The organism is Roseivivax sp. THAF197b (assembly GCF_009363255.1).
Classification (GTDB): Bacteria; Pseudomonadota; Alphaproteobacteria; order Rhodobacterales; family Rhodobacteraceae; genus Roseivivax.
Genome location: NZ_CP045319.1, coordinates 127,779 through 147,807, shown reverse-complemented (window position 1 = coordinate 147,807; position 20,029 = coordinate 127,779). Strand labels below are relative to the sequence as shown.

The 20,029-nt window shown below is 64.3% G+C and carries 19 protein-coding genes; 17 read left to right on the top strand and 2 right to left on the bottom strand.

The features are described 5' to 3' along the window. The first annotated feature begins 4 nt into the window (after positions 1 to 4). The 7 genes from FIV09_RS18900 (at position 5) to FIV09_RS18870 (ending at position 9,369) form a co-directional block, all read left to right on the top strand. Positions 5 to 3,481: a hypothetical protein gene (locus FIV09_RS18900; RefSeq protein ID WP_152453015.1), complete on the top strand. Its 3,477-nt coding sequence runs from the start codon at positions 5 to 7 to the stop codon at positions 3,479 to 3,481. 273 nt (positions 3,482 to 3,754) lie between these two features. Next, positions 3,755 to 4,777, top strand: coding sequence for a LacI family DNA-binding transcriptional regulator (locus FIV09_RS18895; protein ID WP_152453013.1), 1,023 nt, complete (start codon positions 3,755 to 3,757; stop codon positions 4,775 to 4,777). Between the two features lie 27 nt (positions 4,778 to 4,804). Continuing rightward, positions 4,805 to 5,743, top strand: a complete 939-nt coding sequence (locus FIV09_RS18890) for a substrate-binding domain-containing protein (RefSeq protein WP_152453011.1) — start codon at positions 4,805 to 4,807, stop codon at positions 5,741 to 5,743. Beyond that, positions 5,743 to 6,522 carry an ATP-binding cassette domain-containing protein gene (locus FIV09_RS18885; protein WP_254702374.1) on the top strand — a complete coding sequence of 260 codons (780 nt, stop codon included), beginning with the start codon at positions 5,743 to 5,745 and terminating at the stop codon, positions 6,520 to 6,522. The genes FIV09_RS18890 and FIV09_RS18885 overlap by 1 nt, the downstream gene beginning before the upstream one ends. After that, positions 6,522 to 7,529: an ABC transporter permease gene (locus FIV09_RS18880; protein WP_152453007.1), complete on the top strand. Its 1,008-nt coding sequence runs from the start codon at positions 6,522 to 6,524 to the stop codon at positions 7,527 to 7,529. The genes FIV09_RS18885 and FIV09_RS18880 overlap by 1 nt, the downstream gene beginning before the upstream one ends. After that, positions 7,526 to 8,590, top strand: a complete 1,065-nt coding sequence (locus tag FIV09_RS18875; RefSeq protein ID WP_152453005.1) for a phosphotriesterase — start codon at positions 7,526 to 7,528, stop codon at positions 8,588 to 8,590. The genes FIV09_RS18880 and FIV09_RS18875 overlap by 4 nt, the downstream gene beginning before the upstream one ends. 20 nt (positions 8,591 to 8,610) lie before the next feature. After that, positions 8,611 to 9,369 (top strand): glutamine amidotransferase, encoded by a 759-nt coding sequence (locus FIV09_RS18870; RefSeq protein WP_152453003.1) that lies wholly within the window; start codon positions 8,611 to 8,613, stop codon positions 9,367 to 9,369. Positions 9,370 to 9,424: 55 nt separating this feature from the next. Here FIV09_RS18870 and FIV09_RS18865 read toward each other — a convergent pair whose 3' ends face one another. Further along, positions 9,425 to 10,315, bottom strand: a complete 891-nt coding sequence (locus FIV09_RS18865; protein ID WP_152453002.1) for a PfkB family carbohydrate kinase — start codon at positions 10,313 to 10,315, stop codon at positions 9,425 to 9,427. A 32-nt stretch (positions 10,316 to 10,347) separates the two neighbouring features. Between FIV09_RS18865 and FIV09_RS18860 the strand changes: the two genes are divergently transcribed. Together FIV09_RS18860 and FIV09_RS18855 are read left to right on the top strand one after the other, a co-directional pair. Continuing rightward, positions 10,348 to 11,190 carry a BtpA/SgcQ family protein gene (locus FIV09_RS18860; protein ID WP_152453000.1) on the top strand — a complete coding sequence of 281 codons (843 nt, stop codon included), beginning with the start codon at positions 10,348 to 10,350 and terminating at the stop codon, positions 11,188 to 11,190. Next, the gene (locus FIV09_RS18855; RefSeq protein ID WP_152452998.1) at positions 11,183 to 11,839 is read left to right on the top strand and encodes a TenA family protein; all 657 of its coding nucleotides are present in this window, start codon (positions 11,183 to 11,185) and stop codon (positions 11,837 to 11,839) included. Before FIV09_RS18860 ends, FIV09_RS18855 begins: the two co-directional genes overlap by 8 nt. Positions 11,840 to 12,086: 247 nt before the next feature. On the opposite strand, the gene FIV09_RS18850 is transcribed toward FIV09_RS18855, so the two are convergent. Then, positions 12,087 to 12,992, bottom strand: coding sequence for a LysR substrate-binding domain-containing protein (locus FIV09_RS18850; protein WP_152452996.1), 906 nt, complete (start codon positions 12,990 to 12,992; stop codon positions 12,087 to 12,089). Positions 12,993 to 13,255: 263 nt separating this feature from the next. On the opposite strand from FIV09_RS18850, the gene pcaC reads away from it, so the two are divergent. From pcaC to FIV09_RS18810, 8 genes are all read left to right on the top strand, one after another. Continuing rightward, on the top strand, positions 13,256 to 13,651 hold the full coding sequence (gene pcaC, locus FIV09_RS18845; protein WP_152452994.1) for a 4-carboxymuconolactone decarboxylase: 396 nt from the start codon (positions 13,256 to 13,258) through the stop codon (positions 13,649 to 13,651). Further along, on the top strand, positions 13,633 to 14,358 hold the full coding sequence (pcaH, locus tag FIV09_RS18840; RefSeq protein ID WP_152452992.1) for a protocatechuate 3,4-dioxygenase subunit beta: 726 nt from the start codon (positions 13,633 to 13,635) through the stop codon (positions 14,356 to 14,358). Before pcaC ends, pcaH begins: the two co-directional genes overlap by 19 nt. Position 14,359: 1 nt before the next feature. Further along, positions 14,360 to 14,959, top strand: coding sequence for a protocatechuate 3,4-dioxygenase subunit alpha (gene pcaG / locus FIV09_RS18835; RefSeq protein WP_152452990.1), 600 nt, complete (start codon positions 14,360 to 14,362; stop codon positions 14,957 to 14,959). A gap of 105 nt (positions 14,960 to 15,064) precedes the next feature. Beyond that, a complete protein-coding gene (gene pobA, locus FIV09_RS18830; protein ID WP_152452988.1) occupies positions 15,065 to 16,237 on the top strand; it encodes a 4-hydroxybenzoate 3-monooxygenase in 1,173 nt (390 codons plus the stop codon). Between the two features lie 43 nt (positions 16,238 to 16,280). Continuing rightward, positions 16,281 to 17,312 carry a TRAP transporter substrate-binding protein gene (locus tag FIV09_RS18825; protein WP_152452986.1) on the top strand — a complete coding sequence of 344 codons (1,032 nt, stop codon included), beginning with the start codon at positions 16,281 to 16,283 and terminating at the stop codon, positions 17,310 to 17,312. Positions 17,313 to 17,315: 3 nt separating this feature from the next. After that, positions 17,316 to 17,807: a TRAP transporter small permease gene (locus FIV09_RS18820; RefSeq protein WP_152452984.1), complete on the top strand. Its 492-nt coding sequence runs from the start codon at positions 17,316 to 17,318 to the stop codon at positions 17,805 to 17,807. After that, positions 17,807 to 19,162, top strand: a complete 1,356-nt coding sequence (locus FIV09_RS18815; RefSeq protein WP_371417784.1) for a TRAP transporter large permease — start codon at positions 17,807 to 17,809, stop codon at positions 19,160 to 19,162. Before FIV09_RS18820 ends, FIV09_RS18815 begins: the two co-directional genes overlap by 1 nt. 28 nt (positions 19,163 to 19,190) lie before the next feature. Continuing rightward, entirely contained in the window at positions 19,191 to 20,024 is an 834-nt protein-coding gene (locus FIV09_RS18810) for a 3-keto-5-aminohexanoate cleavage protein (protein ID WP_152452982.1), read from the top strand. The last annotated feature ends 5 nt before the right edge of the window (positions 20,025 to 20,029 follow it).

The window sequence follows — 20,029 nt, the reverse complement described above, 5'->3', positions numbered from 1 at the left end:
TGGTATGTCCAAGCTCCACCGCAGCGCCGCCACGGCGCTTGCCCTGTCCGTGCTCGCGGGCCCGTCTGTCGCGCAAGGGGTCGTGGCGACAGGATCCGGCTTCGTGATCTCCGTGGATGCCGGAGACGGTCCCGCGCAGGTCTCGGAGGATTTCACCGCCGTGATCGCGCCTCCGCCAACGAGCGCCCGCACGCCACAATCGGTGGATGTGCAGATCGAGGCCGCCGATATCGCCGTGACCTTCGACGGGCTGGATGTCAAACGGCGGCTCGATGCGATCGTTCTGACCGAAGGGCCGACCGTTCCCGGCCAGGTCATGCGGGTGCAAAGCCAGCTCAATTACCCGGCCTTTGTCCGGCGTGCCGAATTCAGGGTTCTGGATCTCGGGGCGCGCGGCGGCCCGCGTAATGTGCAGGTCATTCCCGTAGCCCCGAACGGGGTTGCGCAGTTCACCCTCCCGGATGACAGCGAGGACCTCGTGCTGACCCACCGGGTCTATGACGCGCGCGGGCGCTACGATGAAACCGCGCCGATCCCGCTGCGTGCGGATGAGGCGTCGATTGCCCGGCTTGGCGACCTCGCGGTCGAGGAGGGCACCTCGACGCTGGCGCGCGCGCGCATTCCCGTGCATGGCGGCGCGGTGACGGTGCGCGGCGACAACATCCTCGGCGGCGCGCAGGTTCAGACATTGGGAGAGACGATCCTGCCCGACCCCTCCGGCAGCTTCGTCATTCAACGGATCCTGCCGCCGGGCGATCACCCGGTTCAGGTCCAGGTGGATGGCCGCGCGCAGGCCCTGCAGCTTGAGCGCGACATCACGGTGCCCGCGAATGAATGGTTCTATACCGGAACGGTCGATCTGACCTTCGGTCGGCGCTTCGACGATCCCAAGGATGCCAATGGCGCGTCCCTGCCGGAAACCTATTCCTATGGCCGGATCGCGGCCTATGCGAAGGGCAAGGTGCGTGGCGGCTGGACGCTGACGGGCTCGATCGACACGAACGAGACGGATCTCGACGAGATCTTCGAGGATTTCGACAAGAAGGATCCCTACAGCACGCTTTTGCGCATGAGCCGCGAAAGCGCCTATCCGACATATGGCGACGATTCCATGATCGAGGATGACACGCCGTCGGACGGCAAGTTCTACCTCAGGGCCGAGCGTGACGGCAGCCACCTGATGTGGGGCAATTTCAAATCCACCATCGGCGGGACGTATTACCTGCGCAACGAGCGGGAGCTTTACGGCTTCCAGGGGGTCTACCGAAGCCCTGCGCAGACCACGCATGGCGAATCCCGCGTCTCCGTCGAGGGCTTCGCCGCAACCCCGGACAGCCTGCCCGGACGCGAAGTGTTCCGGGGCACGGGCGGGTCGGTCTATTTCCTGCAGAACGCCGATCTTGCCATTGGATCCGAGACGGTCACGGTTCAGCTGCGCGACAAGGATACCGGCCGGGTCGTCTCGACGAGCACGCTCGCCGAGGGACGGGATTACACGATCAACTACACGCAAGGCTCGGTCATCCTGAACGCGCCTCTGACCGGGTCGACCGGCGGGGGCCTCGTCGTGACGAATCCCGGCGGCGAATACGACGTCAATCTCGTGGTGCAGTACGAGTATACCCCGGCGGCCGGCCAGGTGGACGGCACGAATTTCGGCGCGCGGGCAGAGGTCTGGCTGAACGATTACGTCCGGCTCGGTGCGACCCGGTCGGTCGAGCGCACGGGATTTGCCGATCAGACCGCGACGGGCGCGGATCTGCGGCTGCGCTTCTCCGAGGAGACATATCTCGATCTGGAGCAGGCGCGGACGGACGGTCCGGGCTTCGGGTCATCCTTCTCCTCGAACGGGGGTCTCGTGGTCTCGACCGATCCGGTCGCCAACGGCACCGGCGATGCGTGGCTCGCCCGCGGTCGCGTGGGGCTCGCCGATGCGGGCCTCGGCATGGATGGATATGTGGCGGGATATTACGAGAAGCGCGATGCGGGCTTCTCGACGCTCGATTACCAGATCACCGACGATGAGGAATTGTGGGGCGTCTCCGCCGAGTTCCTGCCGTCCGAGGCCGTGGCGTTGCGCTTCTATTACGACGATGCGCGGGACGATGCCGGAAAGAAGATCCGCGAAGGCGGCGCTGAGCTTGATCTGCTGATCTCGTCGACGACAACGCTGAGCTTCGGCATCGAGCATGTGGATATCGAAAACCCTGCCGCGCAATCGGACGACACGGGCGGGCGCACCGACATCGCCGCGCGGCTCACCGTCGAGCCACGGGACGGGCTGAAATACTACGTCTTCGGCCAGGCCACGGCGGAAAGCTCGGGCGGGCTGGAGAAGAACGACCGCATCGGCGCAGGCGTGAGCTATCGTTTCAACGAAAACTGGACCATCGAGGGCGAGGTCTCGGACGGGACGCAAGGCCTGGGCGGTGCGCTGCTGTTCACGCGGCAGGGCGAGGGCACCGACAATGTCTATCTCGGCTATCGCCTTGAACCCGGCCGCGATTTCAGCGGCGTGACCCTGAGCGGCGAGGATCGCGGCACCTTCGTCGCGGGCGGGCGGCGTCAGGTGAGTGACGATGTCACCTATTTCGGCGAAAACACATACGATCTGTTCGGACGCCACCGCGCGCTGACAAGTGCCTACGGGGTGGAGTATCGCGCGACGGAACAGACCGTCTTCTTCGGCGCGCTCGAGGTCGGTCGCGTCGATGACGCGGGCAACGATGACGATTACGACCGCAACGGCGTGTCGCTCGGTATCCGTCACGACAATGGCGCGGGACTGCAGGCCAAGGCACGGCTTGAATACCGCGTCGACGAGGGCACGCTGTCCGGCACCGATCGCGATCTGGAATCGTTCCTGCTGAGCGCGGGCGCAACCTACGAGATCGACGAGGAGCGCCGCCTTCTGTTCAATCTCGATTACTCCGAGATCGATGCCAATAACGCGTCGCTTCAGGCGGGCACCTATAGCGAGGTCACGCTGGGCTATGCCGTCCGGCCCATCTTCGACGACCGCTTCAACCTGCTGTTCAAGTACCGCTACCTGTTCGACAGTATCGGTCAGGAAATCGACGGCACGGATCAGTACGGCCCGCGTCAGGAAAGCCATGTGCTCAGCATTGATGCCGAGTACGACCTCAATCAACAATGGTCCGTCGGGGGCAAGCTTGGCGGACGCTGGTCGCGCAGCAGCCCCGATGAAACCGTGCCCTTTGCCGAAAACGACGCATGGCTCGCCGTGGCCAATGCCCGCTGGCACGTGGTGCATAACTGGGATCTTCTGATCGAGGCGCGCCACCTCGAGGCCGAACAGGCGGGCATCTCCGAGACATCTGCCGTGGGAACGATCTATCGTCACTTCGGCAATAATTTCAAAGCCGGGATCGGCTACAATTTCGGGACCTTCTCGGATGACCTCACGGACCTGACCTATGACGACAAGGGCGCGTTCGTGAACCTGATCGCCAAGTTCTGAGATCGCACCTTTTGCCGGTGCGCCATGCCACGCGGACGTAACGTCCGGGGTGTGGCGCGGGCGTACCGCTGAACGCCGCATGCAACGCGCCAGGGCGCTGCGACGCTACATGGCGGCGCATCAAATTCCGGCAATGCGATAGATTTCCCCGGTCCGGCGCAAAGTTTTCCTTTACAGGTCGTCGGGTTTTCGCCCACGCTCCAGGTAAACCAGTTTACTAAACCGATTTACTTGCGATCGGGGTCATCTGGGAGCTGAAAGTGGGACCGACAAATGGCGAACCTTCAGGATGTGGCAAAAGCCGCCGGCGTCTCGAAAACGACCGTGTCGCGCTTTCTCAACGGCTCGCTTGAGCTGCCGACGAAGACCGCAGACCAGATCAACGGCGCGATCCGCGACCTGAACTACAAGCCCAATCCCCATGCCCGCCGTCTGAGCCTGGGGCGCACGGACACGATCGCTCTGATCGTTCCGGATATCGCAGCGCCGTTCTTTGCCACCTTCGTCGCCGCCGTCGAGGAAGAGGCCGACAATCACGGCAAGGCGCTGGCGCTCTATGCCACCCTGAACCGCCGCGACCGGGAATTTTCCTATATCGATCTCGTCCGGCAAGGGCATGCGGACGGGCTCTTGTTCGTCACGAACCATCAGGGCGACGCGCGACTGGCGGAGCGGATCAACACCGCGGGGCCCTGCGTGGTCGTTGATGAGGACGTGGCCGGAGCGGACGTGTCCAAGATCTTCTGCGACAATGCCGAAGGAGGGCGACTTGCCGGACAGCACCTCGCGGAAGCCGGGCATCGTCACGTGCTGTTCATCGGCGGCGTGGACGAAATGATTTCGGGACAGCGGCGATTTCAGGGGTTCACCGAGGGCATGGAGGCCGTCGCTGGCAAGACCTGCCGGATCGAGCGCGCCAAAGGTCCCTATACCGTGGAGGCGGGGCGCATCGCGGGCAGCGACTACGTTCGGCGCGACCCCGAGGAGCGGCCCACGGCGATCTTCGCGACCTCGGACGAGCTTCTGATCGGACTGTTCGAAGTACTTCGCGAGGCCGATGTCTCTGTACCGAATGACGTCTCCGTCATCGGCTTCGACGATGTCGGGCCTCTTCATCTGTTCGCACCGGCCGTCACGGCCGTGCGCCAGCCGGTACGGGATCTGGGCAGAAGGGCGTTCCGCCTGCTGCTGGATCTTCCGCCACCGGACCAGCGCAGCAAGCTCCCGCAAGAGGAGCTGTTGCCTGTCACCCTGGTCAAGCGCGATTCCGTCGCGCCCCTGGCCGCCCGTCCCTGACAAAACATCCACAGAGAGGAATTGACGATGAAGACGTATTTTACCCGCCGCGCGCTCGGCACTGCCATGGCCGCCGGTCTGCTGAGCTCGGTTGCGCTGCCCACGCTGGCGCAAGACACCCCGACCTATGCCCTCGTGCAGATCAACCAGCAGGCGCTGTTCTTCAACGAGATGAACCGCGGCGCGCAGGAGGCGGCTGAGGAAGCGGGCGTGAAGCTCGTGATCTTCAACGCCAACAACGATTCCGCCGCACAGAACAGTGCCATCGAGACCTACATTCAGGAAGGCGTGGCAGGCCTCGCCGTCGTCGCCATCGACGTCAACGGCATCATGCCCGCCGTTGAGCAGGCCGATGCGGCCGGGATCCCCGTCGTCGCGATCGACGCGATTCTGCCCGAGGGTGGTCCGCAGAAAGCGCAGATCGGCGTCGACAACGCGAAAGCCGGTGCGGATCTCGCGGCCTATTACAACGACGCGATGACCGAAGCCTCCCGGATCGGCATCATCGGGGCGTTGAATTCCTACATCCAGAACGTGCGCAAGGACGGCTTTGAAGAGGCGCTCGACAGTGAAAGCGTCACCGTCGTGGGCACGGTCGACGGTCAGAACGTGCAGGACGTGGCGCTGGGTGCGGCAGAGAACCTGATCACCGCCAATCCCGACCTGACGGCAATCTACGCCACTGGTGAGCCTGCGCTGATGGGCGCGATTGCCGCCGTTTCGTCGCAGGGCAAGCAGGACGATCTTGCCGTCTTCGGTTGGGATCTGACGGCGCAGGCCATCGACGCCATCGATGACGGCTACCTCAAGGCGGTGATCCAGCAGGATCCGGCGGCCATGGGTGCTGCGGCGGTCGAGGCGCTGGTCGCGCTGAATGCAGATGAAGAGGTCGAGGCCGAGATTTCCGTTCCGGTCACCATAGTCACCTCCGAGAACGTGGACGACTTCCGGTCGCTGTTCGAATGATGATGGCCGACATCCACCAAGAGGGGAGGGGGGATCATCCCCCCTCCACTGCCCCGATCCTGACGCTGCGCGACATTCACAAGACGTTCGGCTCGCATCAGGCGCTGCGCGGCGTGGATCTCGATATCCGCCCGGGCGAGTGTCTCGGGCTGATCGGTGACAATGCTGCGGGCAAGTCGACGCTCTCCAAGATCATGTCGGGAACCTACATTCCCGATGAAGGCCAGATCACCATGGACGGCGCGCCGGTTCGTTTCGGAACGCCCTCCGAGGCGCGCGATCTGCATATCGAGATGGTCTACCAGGATCTGTCTCTGTGCGATCACATCGACGTCGTCGGGAACCTCTTTCTCGGACGTGAGCTGAAGAAGGGCCCGTTCCTCGATCAGCCGCGCATGCTGGAAGAGGCCGAGAAGATGCTCGCGGCGCTGGAGATCCGCATCCCGCGCCTGACTGCCAAGGTCGAGAAGCTGTCCGGCGGCCAACGGCAAGCCATCGCCATCGCACGCGCCGCAAGCTTCCAACCCAAGGTGCTGATCATGGATGAGCCGACCTCCGCCCTCGCCGTGGCAGAGGTGGAAGCGGTTCTCGAACTCATCAACCGGGTGAAAGCCAGGGGCGCCGCCGTGGTGCTGATCACCCACCGGATGCAGGATCTGTTCCGCGTCTGCGACCGGGTGGCCGTCATGTACGAGGGCACCAAGGTCGCGGAGCGCGACATAGGCGAAACCGATCTGCAGGAATTGGTCGACCTGATCGTCGGCAAAGGGGGTGCCTGATGGTAGCGTATTCTGAACGGCAGGCCGGATCGAAGCTGGCCGATTTCGTGGCCGAACATGCGCAGGTCTTGTCCATCGCGTTGTTCTTTCTGGCCTGCATCGTGTTCTTCGGGGCGATGACGTCGACATTCCTGATGCCGGGAAACCTGTTGAACGTGTTGCGGCAAGCCGCACCCATCCTCGTGGTGGCCGTCGCGATGACGCTGGTCATCACCACGGCGGGTATCGACCTGTCGGTGGGCTCCATGGTGGCGCTGATCAATGCCGCCGCCGCGATCGTCATGGCTGCGGGTCTGCCCTGGCCGTTTGCCATCGCACTGATGTTGCTTCTGGGCGCGTTCATCGGCGGCGTTCAGGGCTGGTTCGTGGCCTATCAGGGCATCCCGGCCTTCATCGTGACGCTGGCTGGCCTGTCGATCCTGCGCGGTGCGGCGCTTTACATGACCGAAGGCTATTCGATCCCGATCCGGGATGCCGACGGCTTCTTCTGGCTGGGCCGTGGCGAGATCGCGGGCTTTCCGGTGCCTGCCCTGATCGCCATCCTCGTGGCGGTGCTGGGGTTCATCGTGATGCTCAAGACGCAATATGGCCGACAGGTGATCGCGGTGGGCTCGAACATTGAAGCGGCGCGGCGCGTCGGCATGCCCGCCAAGCGGGTTCTGGCCTCGGTCTACATGGTCTCGGGCCTGGCCTGCGCGGTGGCCGGGATCCTGATCGCCTCGCGTCTCGGCTCGGGCTCGTCGAACGCGGCGCAGGGCTTCGAGTTGCAGGTCATCGCTGCGGTCGTGCTGGGCGGCACATCGCTGATGGGCGGCAAAGCGTCGATGCTGGGAACGGTGCTGGGGACCATGACCATCGCCGTGATCGGCAACGGGTTGATCCTCATGCATATCTCGCCGTTCTTCACGCAGATCGTCACGGGCACGATCATCCTGATCGCCATCTGGATGAATACGCGCCTCTTCGATCGCAAGTGGCGGCTGGGCAAGAAGAAGGCCTCCGCATGAGCGAGCTTTCCGCCTGTCACGTGCGGTCCGGCCAGGTGATGACCGTCACCGGGCCGGTCCCCTCTGCGGCCCTTGGGCACACCCTGATGCACGAGCATCTGCAGAATGATTGTACCTGCTGGTGGCATCCGCCAACGGACCCGGCGCGGCAATACCTGGCCGACGCCCCCGTTGGGATCGAGCTCTTGTCGGAGCTCCGGCAGGATCCGTTCGTCAACAAGCACAATATCGCCCTTGATGATCTGGACCTCGCAATCGCCGAAGTGCGCCAGTTTTCCGAAGTGGGCGGGCAGACCATCGTCGATCCCACGTGCCGCGGCATCGGGCGCGACCCGGCCAAGCTGCGCCGGATTTCTTCGGAGACCGGCGTGCAGGTGGTGATGGGGGCCGGGTATTACCTTGCCTCCTCGATGCCCGAGGAGGTCGCCCGCTTGTCGGCGGATGATATCGCCGACCAGATCGTCGCCGAAGCGCTGACGGGCGTCGATGGAACGCATGCCAAGATCGGGCTCATCGGCGAAATCGGCGTCTCCGCAGACTTCACCGCTGATGAAGAAAAATCCCTGCGCGGTGCGGCGCGTGCGCAGCGGCGCACCGGTCTGCCGCTCATGGTGCATCTGCCCGGATGGTTCCGGCTGGGCCACCGCGTGCTGGATATCGTCGAGGAAGAGGGCGGCGATCTGCGCCACACCGTTCTGTGTCACATGAACCCCTCGCATATGGATGCGGTCTATCAGGCCACGCTCGCGCAGCGCGGTGCCTTCATCGAGTTCGACATGATCGGCATGGATTACTTCTACGCGGATCAGGGGGTGCAATGCCCGTCCGACGAGGAGGTCGCCCGCGCGATCGTGGCACTCATCGAGGCCGGGTTTCTCGACCGCATTCTGCTGTCGCAGGACGTCTTCCTCAAGATGATGCTCACCCGCTATGGCGGCAACGGCTATGCCTTTGTCACGAAACACTTCCTGCCGCGACTGCAGCGTCACGGCCTTGATGCGGCCGCGCTCGAGACGCTGATGGTGACCAATCCCCGCCGTGTTTTCGACGCGACGGTCTGACCTTCTGAAAGGACTTCCAAATGAGCAAGGTTCTGCTGGTTGGCGAAAGCTGGACCACGTCCGAAACCCATTTCAAAGGCTTCGATCAATTCGGGTCGGTGCATTTCCACACCGGTGCCGATCCCCTGCTGAAAGCCCTCAAGGGCAGCGCGTTCGAGGTGGATTACATGACCGCGCATGAGGCCGCCGAGGGCTTTCCCTTCGAGATGGAGGGTCTGAAGGCCTATGACATCATCATCCTGTCGGATATCGGGGCCAATACCTTCCTGTTGCCGCCCGATGTCTGGCTGCGCTCGGAATGCGTGCCGAACCGGTTGCGACTCCTCAAGGAATGGGTCGCGGAGGGTGGAAACCTCATCATGATGGGGGGCTATTTCTCGTTCCAGGGGATCGACGGCAAGGCGCGTTGGCGGAAGACCCCGGTCGAGGACACGCTGCCCGTCACCTGTTTTCCGTGGGACGACCGGGTCGAAATCCCGGAAGGGGCCGTCGCGGAGGTGTCGGATCCTGGCCATGCGGTGATGGCCGGGATCGAAGGGGCGTGGCCCCCGATCCTTGGCGTCAACGAGGTCGAGTTGCGCGAGGATGCTCAAGTCATCGCCCGTATTCCGGAAGAACAGGGCGGTCACCCCCTACTGGTGCTGGGCACGCATGGCGCGGGCCGCACCGCGGCCTGGACCTCCGATATCGGGCCGCATTGGCTGTCGCCGGAATTCTGCGAATGGGAGGGCTACGCCCAACTTTGGAAAAATGTGCTGGGCTGGCTGGTCGCGCGCTGAGGCCGGGCGCGTCTCGGACCGCCGCCCCGGCATCCCGTTTCGTCGCGCATTGGCCTCAAGCGGGTTGGATCTCTCCGAGGATGCGGGCGAATTCTTCGGCGGTCGGAAAGGCCGCCACGGTTCCGGGACGGGCGACGGTATGCGCGGCAGCTTCGGCGGCATGGCCCAAGGCGACGATATCCAGAACGCCGCCGCGCAGACCGGCAGAGGCAAGTGCCGTTGCCATGAAGCAATCGCCCGCGCCGGTGGTGTCCCGCACGGTGCAGGGAACGGCGGGCACGGTGTCGTAGCTCGACGGGGTGACAAGCGCCGCACCCGCGCCGCCCAGGGTGAGCACCACGCGGGAGACGCCTTGTTCCAGGATCGCCGCGACGCCGCCCAGGGCTTCGGTCTCGCCCTCGTTGACGAAGGCGATATCGACGAGCGGCCAGAGCGTCGCGAAATAGGGCTGAAGTGGCGAGGGGTTCATGGCGATGATCATTTCCCGCGCCCGCGCGGTGCGCATGAGCGCCTCGGTGGTGTCGGCGGTCAGGTTGCCCTGCAGGACCAGGAGGTCACCGGCTGCGGCGCCCTCGAGGCCGGCGCAGGCCATGTCGGGCGTCAGCGCCGAGGCGGCTTCGCGCGTGGTGATCACGGCATTTTCGCCCGCTTTGGCCATCAAAATCGTGGAGGCATCGGTCGCCACGCCGTCCAGTCGGACAAGGCGTGTCGTCAGCGGCTCGGCGGCGAGCCCTTCGGCGATTTCCTGGCCGCGGGCATCCTGTCCGATGGCCGCCACCAACACGCAATCGAGGCCCGCGCGCGCAATGGCGATGGCCTGGTTCAACCCCTTCCCCCCGAGGTCACGCGACAGGCTTGCGCCGAAGATCGATGCGCCGGGCAGGGGGAAATCCTCGATCGAGAGGGTCTCGTCCAGGGCGGCATTGCCCACGACATAGGCCTTCATGTTTTTTTCCTTCGTTGCTGAAAGGGATACAGATGCAGCAGATATCCGACCGGACGACCGGTGCCATCCAAGAGATTTTCGGACGCCCGAAGGCGTTGATCGGGATGATCCATTGCCCGGCCTTTCCGGGCGCGCCGCGCTACCGGGGGGAAAGCCTCGATGCGATCTATGACGCCTGCATGCGGGACGCGGAACGCCTGATCGACGGCGGGCTTCACGGCCTCATCGTCGAGAACCACGGGGACGTGCCCTTCTCCAAACCGGAGGATATTGGCCACGAGACGGCGGCTTTCCTGTCGGTGGTGACGGACCGTGTGCGTCGCGCGGTGGGTGTGCCCATGGGCATCAACGTGCTGGCCAATGCGCCGATCCCGGCCCTGGCCACGGCGGTTGCCGGCGGCGCGGATTTCATTCGGGTGAATCAATGGGCCAATGCCTATGTCGCCAATGAGGGCTTCATGGAAGGTCGCGCGGCAGAGGCCATGCGCTATCGCAGTCTGCTGCGGGCCGAACGCGTGAAGATCTTCGCCGACAGCCACGTCAAGCACGGCAGTCATGCCATTACGGCGGATCGTTCGATCCCCGAACTGACCCGCGATCTTGCCTTCTTCGACGCGGATTGCGTGATCGCGACCGGTCAGCGGACGGGCAACAGCGCAACGATGGAGGAAATCGACGAGATCGCGGGCGCCACGCACCTGCCGCTGCTGGTGGGGTCGGGCGTGACCGAAGACAACATCGTGGCAATCCTTGCCCGCACCAACGGCGTGATCGTCGCATCCTCCCTGAAGGAGGGCGGTGTATGGTGGAACCCGGTCGAGGCCGAGCGCGTGCGCCGCTTCGTGGCCATCGCGCAGGAGGGACTCGATGAATGAGCCTCTGACAGAACGCATCTTGCGCGAGAATGCGGATGTGTTCGATGCCATGGTGTCGCATCGCTTCGTGCGCGACATTGCAGCCGGGACCATGCGGCGGGAGGTGTTCGACCGGTACCTGCTGATCGAGGGCGCGTTCGTCGAGACCGCCATCGCCATCTTCGGATACGCGGTGGTCAAGGCGAGCGACCTTGGCGACCGGCGGAAGCTGATCGCGACTTTGGATGCGCTAGCCAACGAACAGATGCCCTATTTCGAGGCCGCCTTCGCGGTGCGCGCGATCACGCCGGACCCGGAGCTGCAGGCGGATATCCGCGTGGCCGCCTTTCGCGAGGGGATGCTGAAGATCGCCCGCGATGGCGACTTCACGGCCATCGTGACGGCGATGTTCGCGGCGGAATGGATGTACTGGACCTGGTGTACGGCGCAGCGCTCCGCGCCGATGGAGGATCCGATGCTCGCCGAATGGGTCGAGATGCACGCCGCACCTGGCTTCACCGCGCAGGCGCATTGGCTGCGCGACCGGCTCGACGCCTTGGGCGAGACCATGACCGAGGCGCAGCGCGATCGCGCGGTGGAGGTGTTCGGCGAGGTCCAGCGCCTGGAGATCGATTTTCACAGTGCGGCCTATGCGGAGGGCTCGGTATAGACGCGCGTCGCTCGGGCCCGCCAAGTGCCGTAGCGGAGCTCTTTCGATCTGAGAGTCAGGTTCGCGTTATGGGTCATGCCCCGAGAGTAACGGTTATAAACGACTGGTAAAGCGGTTTACTCGCTTTGATGCAGCGATTTTCAGAGGTCGCAGCCGGGATGCCTGAAATCCGGTCATGGCAAGGTGGTGCCGCGTTCGGGCATGGGTACTTGGCGACGGTGTTGCGCATATCGGCCGGAGATGGCCGTCACGACAAGGCCCCGCGCTGGTTGAGCAACTCGATCAGGTAAGCCGCGTGGGTCGACGTGTCCTTGTCCGACCGCATGGTGATCCCGACCGCGCCGGTCATGTAGCCTGCCGTGATGTCGAATGTGCCCAGCGTTCCCATCTGCAGCTCTCGGGCGACGACGCCCTTCGATATGAACCAGGTCATGTCGGTGGATTGCAGCAGAGGCAGCGCAAGATTGAGCGAGACGGTCTCGAGGGCGGGTGTCACGCCGTCGATACCTTCCGCGCTCAGAAACCCGTCGACGATCTTTCGAATGATCGAGGCGCGGTTCGGCAGAATGACCGGGTAATCGCGGAGGATATGCCGCACCTTTCTCGACAGGCCGGGATGATCCGCGCGGGCCACGAGCTCGATCGTGTCTTCATAGAGGAATGAGAACCGCAAGCCCGCCATTTCATCGGGCTCCGGCATCCGCCCGATCATCAGTTCGATGTCGCCCCGGCGCAGTTTGTCCAGCAAATGCCCGTGCGGCCCCGTGGTGACCGAGATGTAGGCGGATCTCCGGGCCTCGCGAAAATCCTGAACGACCGCCGGAAACAGGCTGGCCGCCACGGTCGGGAGCACGCCCACCGACAGGACATCGTCCGGCCCGTCACCGCTGACGGCCTTCAGCCCATTCTCGAGGTTGCGCATCGCATCCAGCGCGTGACGCAGGAAGATCGCGCCCGGCGCGGTCAACACCATCTTGCGTCCCGTGCGCCGGAACAGGGGCTGTCCGATCAAGCGCTCCGTATCGGCGACTGTCTTGGACAAGGCGGGCTGCGAGACATTCAACCGTCGCGCCGCGGCGCTGACCGACCCTTGCTGGGCCACGGCCAGAAAAACACGGATATGCCGTAAGTTCAGGCCGAGAGGTATAATCATTTGGTTATGTTATTGAGGCGCATTTCGATTATCAATCGAAAACCTGCAATGTTACGCCTTGGATAGGGAGAAGGATATGCACCCAGACGTCAGTTCATGGGGGATGACGCGTCCCGAGCGGGAAGCCGGTTCAGGGCGCGCCCGGTTAATCGCCGCTCCACGTAGCGACCGCGCGGATATGCGCCCGATCCGCCAAACGCCCGCCACCCCGGCGCCCCAAGCCGCCGCGACACGAATGCAGCGCAGTATCGAAGAGGTTTGTCATGAATGATCGCCACCAAGCGGGCATGGAGGTGCGCCGCCGCATCCTCGGGAATGAACACGTGGATCGCGCGGAGCAGAACAGGTCGGAGCTCGACGAACTCTTTCAAAGCCTGATCACCGAAGCCGCCTGGGGGCATGTCTGGGCGTCGGACGGGATCACCGACAGGGAGCGGTCCATGCTGACGCTCGGGCTGCTCGCGGCACTCGGGAACTTCGATGAGATCCCGATGCATGTGCGCGCGACGGCGCGGACGGGCGCCAGCAAGCGCGACGTGGCCGAAGTGCTTCAACACGTGGCGATCTATGCCGGGGTGCCGCGCGCCAATCACGCATTGAAACTGGCCAAGGCCACCTTCAACGAGATGGAGAATGCGCAATGCAGCACGGACGATTGATCCCCAGGGATCGCGCGGCGCATCCCGTGCCTCATGATCCGGACTACAAGACGAGCGTGACGCGGTCGCCGTCGCTGCCGCTTCTTTCGTTGGAGTCCACCCCGACCGAGGAAACGGGCCCGCGCTTTGGTCATAGCGCCTTGGGCGCGCTCGACCACGATCTGGTGCGCAACTGGACGCAAGGCGCGGCAGAGGCCATCGGCGAACGCATCCTCGTGCATGGACGTGTCACCGACGAGACGGGTCGCGGCGTTGCAGGCGCGCTGGTCGAGGTCTGGCAGGCCAATGCCGGGGGGCGGTACCGCCACGCGAAAGACGGCTATCTTGCGCCGCTCGATCCGAGTTTCGGCGGGGCAGGGCGCTGCCTGACCGATGACACCGGCGCTTATGCCTTCTTCACGATCAAGCCCGGAGCCTATCCCTGGCCGAACCGGGGGAATGATTGGCGTCCGGCTCATATCCACTTTTCGCTCTCGGGGCCGTGCTTCGGGCAGCGGCTCATCACGCAGATGTATTTCGAGGGCGATCCGCTGATCGACCTTTGTCCGATTGCAGCGACGGTCAAGGACCGCTCGCAGCTCGACCGTCTGGTGGCCCCGCTCGACCTGTCGCAGGCGCGGCCGCTGGACCATCTGGCGTACCGGTTCGACATGGTGCTGCGCGGACGCAGGCAAAGCTTCTTCGAAAACCGGCCGGAGGGCGCGTGAGATGGTGCAGGATCTGAACAAGCTGCGCGAGAGCGCGTCGCAGACTGCCGGGCCATACGTGCATCTGGGCCTGATGCCGTCCCATGCCGGAAATCCGCAGCAATTCGAGACGGAGCTTGGGACAAGCCCGATCTCGGACGGCGCGAAGGGCGAGATCATCGAGATTACGGGACAGGTCTTCGACGGCACGGGCTGGGCCATGCGCGATGCCCTGATCGAAAGCTGGCAGCCGGATGCCGAAGGGCGCTTTCCCGGCGAGGCCGGCGCCGATCCGGCAGTGTCGGGCTTCTGCCGTTTCGCGATCGACCCCGAGACCGGTACGTTCACGCTGCGCACGGTCAAACCGGGGCCGGTGACAATGCCCGACGGGCAGGTGCAATCGCCGCATATCGCGCTGTGGATCGTGGCGCGGGGCATCAATATCGGCCTGATGACGCGCATCTATTTCGAGGATGCGGACCGTGACGGCGACCCGGTGCTGAAGCGGATCGAACAAAGAGACCGCGTCGAAACCCTGATCGCCAAAGCGGAGGGCGAGGGCCAGTATCGCTTCGACATTCGGCTTCAGGGGGCGCACGAAACCGTATTCCTGGACATCTGAGGGGCTCGGCGGATGAGCCTCCCTTCGCCGCTTTGCGCGATCGCCGCTTGCCGGATCTCTACCGCAGCCGCCGCGCGATCTGGCTGAACCGAGAGGAACCAAGAAATGAAAACACAAGTTGCCATTGTGGGGGGCGGTCCTGCCGGTCTTCTTCTGTCCCAGCTCCTGCATCTCAGCGGGATCGACAGCGTGGTCCTCGAACGGCGTTCCCAGGATTACGTTCTGTCGCGCATCCGCGCAGGTGTTCTGGAGGCGGGAACCGTCCGCGTTCTTGAAGAGGCAGGCGTCGGCGCGCGGGCGGCCGCGGAAGGGCTTCCGCATGAAGGCGTCGAGTTCAGCTGGCATGATGAACGGATCCGAATCGACCTCGAAGCGCTGACCGGACAGCAGGTCACGGTCTACGGACAGACCGAGGTGACGCGGGATCTTTACGACGCCGCTGCCGCGCGCGACGCGCGGATCGTCCATGAGGCCGAGGTGCTGCGCATCGAGGATATCGAGACGGATGCCCCGGTCGTGGTCTATCGCAAGGACGGGGCGGAGCATCGGCTCGAGGCGCGGTTCGTCGCGGGATGCGACGGCTATCACGGCCCGTCGCGCAAGGCGATGCCCAAAGCCGTGCACCGCGAGTTTGAACGCGCCTATCCCTTCGGCTGGCTGGGTCTGTTGTCGCGCACGCCGCCGGCCACGCCGGAACTGATCTATGCCGCGCATGAGCGGGGCTTTGCGCTCTGTTCCATGCGCTCGAACGAGGTCAGCCGCTATTACATCCAGGTGCCGACGACCGAGAAGGCCGAAAACTGGACCCCCGACCAATTCTGGGACGAGCTGAAGCGCCGCATTCCGGCGGATGTTGCGGACGGGATGGTGACCGAGGGCGAGGTCCTCGAGATGTCGGTCGCCCCCCTGCGCTCCTTCGTGTCGGAGCCGATGCGGCACGGATCGCTGTTCATCGCGGGCGATGCTGCGCATATCGTCCCGCCCACAGGGGCCAAGGGCCTGAACCTTGCCGTGGGTGACGTGCAATACCTGCACAAGGCGCTGGATCTCCATTTCAACAACGGCAAGGACGCGGGCATCGACGGCTATTCCGACCAGGCGCTGTCGCGGGTCTGGAAGGTCGAGCGGTTCTCGTGGTCGCTGACCTCCATGATGCACGATTTCCCCCAGCTCGGCGCGTTCGAGAAGCGCATGCAGAAGGCGGATTTCGACTATCTGGCGCAATCCGAGGCGGCCCAGAAAGGCCTTGCCGAGAATTATGTCGGGCTGCCGTTCTAGGCCCGACCCCGAGACGACCAATCACTTTCCAAGGGAGGAAAACATGAGAAACGTCAAAACATTGCTGTCTGTCGCCGCGATCTCGGCGGGCATGGCGCTGCCCGTGACGGCACAGGATTACACCCTGACGCTGCACCATTTCCTGGGCGAACGCGCCCCGGCGCATAGCCAGATGCTCGTGCCCTGGGCCGAGCGGGTCGAGGAGCTGTCGGGCGGCGCGGTCGCGATCGAGGTCTATCCCTCGATGACGCTCGGCGGGCGTCCCCCCGAGCTCGCCGGTCAGGCGCGCGACGGGGTCGTCGACATGGTCTGGACCCTGAATGGCTACACGCCGGGCCTTTTCCCCCGCACCGAGGTCTTCGAATTGCCGAGCGTCTACGTCAACGATCCGGCGGCCACGAATATCGCCATGCGCGAGATGTTCGATGAATACCTCGCGGAGGAATATACCGGGCTCGAGGTCATGTTCCTTCATGTCCATGCCGGTCAGGGCATCCACACGGTCGATGCCGAAATTCGCACGCCCGATGATTTCGAGGGCCTGAGCCTGCGGGTGCCGACCCGCACGGGCGCCTGGGTGATCGAGGCGCTTGGTGCGACACCCGTGGCGATGCCTGTGCCCGAATTGCCGCAGGCCCTGTCGCGCGGCGTGGTCGATGGCGCGCTGATCCCGTGGGAGATCATTCCGCCGCTGCGGATCCAGGAGCAGACCAATTTCCAGATCGAGGGCGCGGACGAAGCACGTCTCGGCACTTCCGTCTTTCAGGTCAGCATGAACCAGGCGAAGTGGGACAGCCTGCCCGAGGAGATCCAGGCCGCCTTCCGCGAAGCGTCCAACGAGGACTGGCTGCGCGAGGTCGGCGAGATCTGGCGCGGGGCCGACGATTTCGGGATCAACATGGCGACCGAGGCCGGCAACACGCATGTGGTCCTGTCCGCGGAGGAAACCGAGGCCATGCTCGCCCCGATGGACGGTGTCGTCAGTCGCTGGGTCGAAGAAGTGTCGTCCCAAGGCATTGACGGCGCAGGCCTTGTCGAGGCGGCGCGCGGCGCGATCGCCGCGGCGGGAGAATAAGCAATGACATCGACGAGCACGCCGCTGGGACGGTATCTGGAGAAGGCGATTGACGCCTGGGCCCTCCTTGGAGGGGCGGTGCTCGTCGTTCTTGTTCTCATCAATGTGTGGTCGGTGGTGGGCGGCGCCCTGGGGCTGCCCTTCGCTGGCGACGTGGAACTGACCGAGATGGGTGTGGCCATGGCGGCCTTCTCGTTCCTGCCCTTCTGCCAATTGCACGGTCACAACGTCCGGGCCGATATCTTCACCCAGAATGCAGGGCCGAAAGTGCGCCGCACGCTCGACACGGTCGCCTCGGCCATGGCGCTCGGTTTCGCGGCCTTGCTGCTGTGGCGGATGTATTTCGGCCTGCTCGACCAGAAGTCTTACAATTATTCGAGCACTATCCTGCAGGTGCCGCTTTGGTGGCCCTATGTGCCGATCCTCGTGTCGCTGGTTCTTCTGGTGGTGGCCGCGGCAATGACCCTCTTGCGGGATGTGCGGGGGACAGCCTGATGGATCCGATCACGCTTGGTACGCTGGGCCTCGGCGCCCTGATTGTCCTGCTCGTTCTGCGCATCCCGATCGCCTATGCGATGATCCTCGTGGGTGCCGTGGGCACGACGCTTCTGAACGGGCCGAACATCCTTCTCGCTCAGTTGAAGACGCTCGCCTACGGGCAGTTCTCGATCTATGACCTTTCGGTCGTGCCGATGTTCGTCCTGATGGGCGCGCTTGCGGTGAAGACCGGTCTCAGCAAGGATCTGTTCCGGGCAGCCAATGCCTGGCTCGGCTGGATGCGCGGCGGTACGGCCATGGCCTCCATCGCCGCCTGTGCAGGCTTCGGCGCGGTCTGCGGCTCGTCGCTTGCGACCGCCTCCACCATGGGCAAGGTCGCGCTGCCTGAGCTGCGGCGCTACAATTACTCGCCCGCCCTCGCCACCGGGTCCATCGCGGCAGGCGGGGTTCTGGGCATCCTCATCCCGCCCTCCGTGGTGCTGGTGATTTACGCCATCATCGTCGAGGCCAATGTGGTCACGATGTTCATGGCCGCCCTCATCCCCGGCATCCTCGCCGTGGTGCTGTTCCTTCTGACCATTGCGATCTACGTCCTCGTTGCCCCCAATGCAGGCCCGGCCCATGGTGCGGGCAGCCGCGCGGAATTCATCGCCGCGACCAAGGGCATGGTACCGGTGCTGGTGGTCTTCGGCATCGTGATCGGCGGCATCTATGCGGGTCTCTACACACCGACGCCCGCCGCGGCGATCGGGGTGTTCGTGGTGCTGGCCTTCGGCTTCATCAAGAAGCAGCTCACCTTCGCCGAAATCATCGAGTCCCTGCGGGAAACCGCCGCGACAACCGGCATGATCTTCCTGATCCTGCTGGGCGCGGAGCTTCTGAAGATCTTCATGTCGCGCGCAGGCGTCCCGCAATTTGCCGCGGATTGGGCCGTGAATTCCGGCCTGACGCCCATGGCCGTGCTGTTGATCCTGCTGCTCGCCCTCATTCTGCTCGGCTGTCTGATGGACTCGCTGTCGATGATCTTGCTGGTGCTTCCGTTCTTCTGGCCGGTTCTCGTGGCGATGAATGGTGGCGACTACCAGGGCGCTGACGGATCGGGCTACGGCATGTCCACCGAGGATCTGAAAGTCTGGTTCGGGATATTGGCGCTTGTCGTGGTCGAACTCGGGCTGATCACGCCGCCCGTCGGAATGAACGTCTTCGTCATCTCCTCGCTGGCCCGCGACGTGCCGATGATGACAACCTTCAAGGGCGTCGCCCCCTTCTTCCTGTCGGAAATCGTGCGGGTCGGAATTCTGCTGGCCTTCCCTTCGCTTACGCTCGGACTGCCGCTATTGTTGCAAAACTGATCCCGGACCCATTCAAGAGGCGTAAGATATGACCACCCCCGCTATCATCTGTGTTGCAATCACCGGGTCCGTGCCCACGCAGGCGGACAACCCCGCCGTGCCCGTCACGATTGCAGAACAGATCGAGTCGACCCATGCGGCGCTCGAGGCGGGCGCGGCCATCGCGCATTGCCATGTGCGGGACGATGAGGGGCGCCCCACTTCCGACCCTGAGCGCTTCGCGCGCCTGAAAGAGGGGATCGAGCAGCATTGCAAGGGCATGATCGTTCAGCTCTCGACCGGCGGACGGTCCGGAGCCGGCAAGGACCGGGGCGGAATGCTGCCCTTGTCGCCGGACATGGCGTCGCTCTCCGTGGGCTCAAACAACTTCCCGACCCGCGTCTATGAAAACGATCCGGCACTCGTGGCGTGGCTCGCCTCGGAGATGCGCAAATACGGTGTGAAACCCGAGATCGAGGCCTTCGATCTGAGCCACATCTTCCAGGCGAAGCTCATGCAGGACCGGGGCGAGCTGGAAGGCGTGCCGTATGTGCAATTCGTCATGGGCGTGAAGAACGCCATGCCGGTGGATCGCCGGGTCTTCGATTTCTACGTGGAGACGGTGCAGCGGCTGTTCGGCGCAGATGCGCCCTGGTGTGCGGCCGGCATCGGGCGGCATCAGTCAGAGCTGAACCAATGGGCCGCAGAGGCCGGGGGCCATCTGCGCACGGGGCTAGAGGACAATATCCGTCTCGACAAGGACACGCTCGCCCCGTCGAATGCCGCACTTGTGGAGCGCGCGGTCGCCCATGTTGAGGCGGCAGGCCGGACGGTGGCCACGACCGCGCAAGCGCGCGAGATCCTGGGCTTGGCTGCCGCCTGATCCGC

Bases quoted from the DNA above. Each gene is read 5' to 3' on its own strand.
- FIV09_RS18860 (WP_152453000.1), top strand. From the start codon at position 10,348: ATGCAGCAGATATCCGACCGGACGACCGGTGCCATCCAAGAGATTTTC.
- FIV09_RS18880 (WP_152453007.1), top strand. From the start codon at position 6,522: ATGGTAGCGTATTCTGAACGGCAGGCCGGATCGAAGCTGGCCGATTTC.
- FIV09_RS18815 (WP_371417784.1), top strand. From the start codon at position 17,807: ATGGATCCGATCACGCTTGGTACGCTGGGCCTCGGCGCCCTGATTGTC.
- FIV09_RS18875 (WP_152453005.1), top strand. From the start codon at position 7,526: ATGAGCGAGCTTTCCGCCTGTCACGTGCGGTCCGGCCAGGTGATGACC.
- pcaH (WP_152452992.1), top strand. From the start codon at position 13,633: ATGCAGCACGGACGATTGATCCCCAGGGATCGCGCGGCGCATCCCGTG.
- pcaG (WP_152452990.1), top strand. From the start codon at position 14,360: ATGGTGCAGGATCTGAACAAGCTGCGCGAGAGCGCGTCGCAGACTGCC.
- FIV09_RS18885 (WP_254702374.1), top strand. From the start codon at position 5,743: ATGATGGCCGACATCCACCAAGAGGGGAGGGGGGATCATCCCCCCTCC.
- FIV09_RS18865 (WP_152453002.1), bottom strand. From the start codon at position 10,315: ATGAAGGCCTATGTCGTGGGCAATGCCGCCCTGGACGAGACCCTCTCG.
- FIV09_RS18890 (WP_152453011.1), top strand. From the start codon at position 4,805: ATGAAGACGTATTTTACCCGCCGCGCGCTCGGCACTGCCATGGCCGCC.
- FIV09_RS18870 (WP_152453003.1), top strand. From the start codon at position 8,611: ATGAGCAAGGTTCTGCTGGTTGGCGAAAGCTGGACCACGTCCGAAACC.
- FIV09_RS18900 (WP_152453015.1), top strand. From the start codon at position 5: ATGTCCAAGCTCCACCGCAGCGCCGCCACGGCGCTTGCCCTGTCCGTG.
- FIV09_RS18850 (WP_152452996.1), bottom strand. From the start codon at position 12,992: ATGATTATACCTCTCGGCCTGAACTTACGGCATATCCGTGTTTTTCTG.
- pcaC (WP_152452994.1), top strand. From the start codon at position 13,256: ATGAATGATCGCCACCAAGCGGGCATGGAGGTGCGCCGCCGCATCCTC.
- FIV09_RS18825 (WP_152452986.1), top strand. From the start codon at position 16,281: ATGAGAAACGTCAAAACATTGCTGTCTGTCGCCGCGATCTCGGCGGGC.
- FIV09_RS18820 (WP_152452984.1), top strand. From the start codon at position 17,316: ATGACATCGACGAGCACGCCGCTGGGACGGTATCTGGAGAAGGCGATT.
- FIV09_RS18810 (WP_152452982.1), top strand. From the start codon at position 19,191: ATGACCACCCCCGCTATCATCTGTGTTGCAATCACCGGGTCCGTGCCC.
- FIV09_RS18895 (WP_152453013.1), top strand. From the start codon at position 3,755: ATGGCGAACCTTCAGGATGTGGCAAAAGCCGCCGGCGTCTCGAAAACG.
- pobA (WP_152452988.1), top strand. From the start codon at position 15,065: ATGAAAACACAAGTTGCCATTGTGGGGGGCGGTCCTGCCGGTCTTCTT.
- FIV09_RS18855 (WP_152452998.1), top strand. From the start codon at position 11,183: ATGAATGAGCCTCTGACAGAACGCATCTTGCGCGAGAATGCGGATGTG.